Below are 3,187 nucleotides of genomic sequence, written 5' to 3'. Positions count from 1 at the left end.
CTGATAGACCATCACCATCAAAATCAGCAATCACAGGTGAACCTCCAGAACTTGCAGGTGCATTATATTCTGCTAGTAACTGTCCATTTTTTGCATCAAATATAAGAATTTGACTACCATAAATTGCAACAATTTGGGGTTGTTTCGTACTAATCACATCGCCAACTGCCAAAAATTTTAGCGTAATTGGCTGATTGTTCTTATTTTTAAATTGGTAATGCAAATTTCCCTGCATGTCAGAAACACCTTGCAACCCAATAATATCCAAATTACCATCACCATTTACATCAGCAACCGCTTGACTTTGTCCTGAGGGTAATCCGTCTTTAATAAGACCTTGTTCATAGTTAAAGATTTTATTGTTTTGGATAATTTCTGGTATTCCATCTTGGTCTAAATCTGTAATAATTGGGTGATAAGCATCACTTGACCAACCACTAAAACCTAAGTTTGCCTTTAGAGTCTTTTTTAAATTGCCTTTATTATCATAAATACGCAGTCCATCACTTGCTGGTACAATAATATCAGGTAGTTTATCATTATCTACATCAGCAATACCTGCTAATTGTTGTGAACCTGAACCCTGAATGTGAAATTGTTTTTCACCTGTTTTACCATTTAATACATGATATTGACCACCACGATAAACTAAAATTGATGCGACATCGCCCTGACCAATGATACCATCACCATTACTATCTTCTAGTGGTGATGCAATGGCACCTGAATCACTGCTAATACGATTTTGCCAAACCACTTCGGCATCTAAAGTACCTTGTTTGGGTTTAATCTCAACCCCATCACTGGTTAAACGAACATTATTTGACTCATTTTTTTCGGCAATTTGTTCATCACTATCAATCATCACCGCTATTGGTGCATCACGAAATCTTAATTTACCTGATACAGCCAATTCAATTTGAGTTTCTTGTTGTGGTGATAGCCCTTGGCTTAACTTAGTGTTACCAATTATTTGCTCATCTTTATCCAATTTACGGTTACGATTACTATCTACAAATGCTGTAATAGCAATCTCTTTTTGTGATATTTCAGCATTGCCTTTATTTTCAATTGTCAGCCCTAATTTACCAGACACAAGTAAGTCTTGCTGACCTGTACTCACTTCCTGAATATTGGTTTTTGTAATCGCCAAGTCAGGCAGTATCACTTCTGTAGATTTGGGACGCAGACGAATTTCTCCCATATCAACATGATTATCTGTTTCATAGTTTTTGCTAATATATCGTTTTGTCGCAAGATACAATGCAGGTGTTACTTCTATTTCAATGTCTGATGCTGTCAGGTTTTTATTAATTGCAATTTTACCATTATCATCAGTTTGTCCTGTAAATAGTACAGCTTTGCTATGACTATCAATCACTTTAACAGGGGCTTTGACAATTGGTTTATTACTTAATGAATCAACTACAACTGCTGTGATTTGATAAGGATTTAAGGTTAGTACAGGATTGTATTCAATGCTTTGGTTTGCTGTTAAGTCAAATACTTTACTAACAGGTTGGTATGATTTGTGGCTAACTGTTAGTCGCCATTTGCCTGTTGGTAATGTTGCCAATAGTTTACCAAGATTGTCATTATCTGGCGTAAAACTTTGGGTTTGTTCTACTTGATTGGTTTTATCCAATTTTTCTGCTTTCACAGAAAAGCCAGTGATGGCTTTTTGATTACGGCTATCTGTTGCAGTAATATGAAAGTCACCCTGACCTTGAGCAGGCTGTGTGTTTGGATTTTGTGGGTCAGCACTAGTTTGTTTTACCAAAGTGATTGTACCCATATTATATTGGCTATTGGCTTCTAACACCATGTTAAAGTTGATGCTTTGATAACCTGTTAGTCCAATCTCCCATACTTGTTTACCAATATTATCAGGTATTAGGCTAAATTCCCCTGCTTGATTAGTCGTTGCTAATACATTGTCATCTCGTTTAATTTGGACATTTTGTAGGGGATTGCCTGTTTCATCTAGTACTTTACCAAAAACTTTTGATTGTACATTGGTTTGAGCGGTCAATTGTGGGCTAAAAATTGCTGTACCACCACTTAATACTGTGCCATTACCTGCAACTGCTAAATACCCCTCTTTTTTAGCCTGAATGGTAAATTTGCCCTGTGATGCCTGAACTTGCTCTTTGTTAAGGGTGATTTGGTAACGCCCTTGATTGTCTGTTGTGGTGGTAATTGGTTCAAAATTGGGCAATCTATTGCCTTTATCATCAACCAATGTTGCTGTTATCATGACCTGATTTAATGGGTTTTGGGTTTGTTGGTCTTTGATTACCCCTTGTATTTGGGCAGTTTCTTGATTGCTTACTTTGGCAAGTTTAATCTGCCCTAAGTTAATCTGTTCGCCTTGTTTTAAGTTGAGGTTAAAACTGACTGGAGCATAACCTGCTAATTGTAAGGTAAATTGATAAGCTCCTGCTTTGGTATCTTGGGCGATGATATTACCGTTATTATCACTGATTAAGGCAATATTTTGCACGCTACCTGTTTGGGTCTGAAGTTGTACATTTGGTAATCCAATACCTGTTTCCGCATCAATCACGGTTAGACTAATGGCGGATGTGGTTGGATTAACAATTGGCTTTTGCAGGTTATCCAATGTCCGTAACACCAATGCTGTAACATAGGCATCTTGTTGCCAACTGCCGTCAGGGTTTTGTAATGCTAATACACGATTGCTAAAGTTTTCTTTAAAAGTTTGGCTGTTTTCACTGCTTTGATAGGGATATAGGCTTTCTGCTACTAGTGCGTCAAGAAATAGTCCTTTGTTGTCTGTTAATTTTGACCATGTCGCATTGGCATTTTGTTGGCTTTGTAGGTAGTTTACCAGTCGTTGTGCAGTTGGAATATATTGTCCGTATTGTTTAAGATAGGGGGTAAAGGCAGAGAGTACATAGCTGTTGGTATATAGGTCATCTAAGGCATGAATTTGGTATTTGCCGTCAGTTTGTTGTTGTGTCGTTAGGTAGTGCAGGGCGTTTGCAATAATTTGTTGCCATTTGTTTCGTTGTTCAGTAGTGAGACTGTTGATATAGTTGCTTTGATTTAGGGCAATTAAGACATAGGCAGTATCTAATGGGTTTGATTGCCAACCTGCTAGATGTCCAAATCCGCCGTCTTCATTTTGGTTACTTAAGATTTTTTGCCATGCTGTATCGGCTGG

Annotated in this window: 1 protein-coding gene; it reads right to left on the bottom strand. The window is 37.5% G+C overall.

All coding sequences use genetic code 11. The annotated features are described in order from the left end of the window. On the bottom strand, positions 1 to 3,187 hold a 3,187-nt coding region (locus A3G3_RS13550), incomplete at both ends, for an FG-GAP-like repeat-containing protein (protein WP_040631662.1).

The sequence above is a fragment of the Moraxella boevrei DSM 14165 genome (assembly GCF_000379845.1).
Lineage (GTDB): Bacteria > Pseudomonadota > Gammaproteobacteria > Pseudomonadales > Moraxellaceae > Faucicola > Faucicola boevrei.
This window is presented reverse-complemented; position numbering and strand designations above follow the sequence as displayed.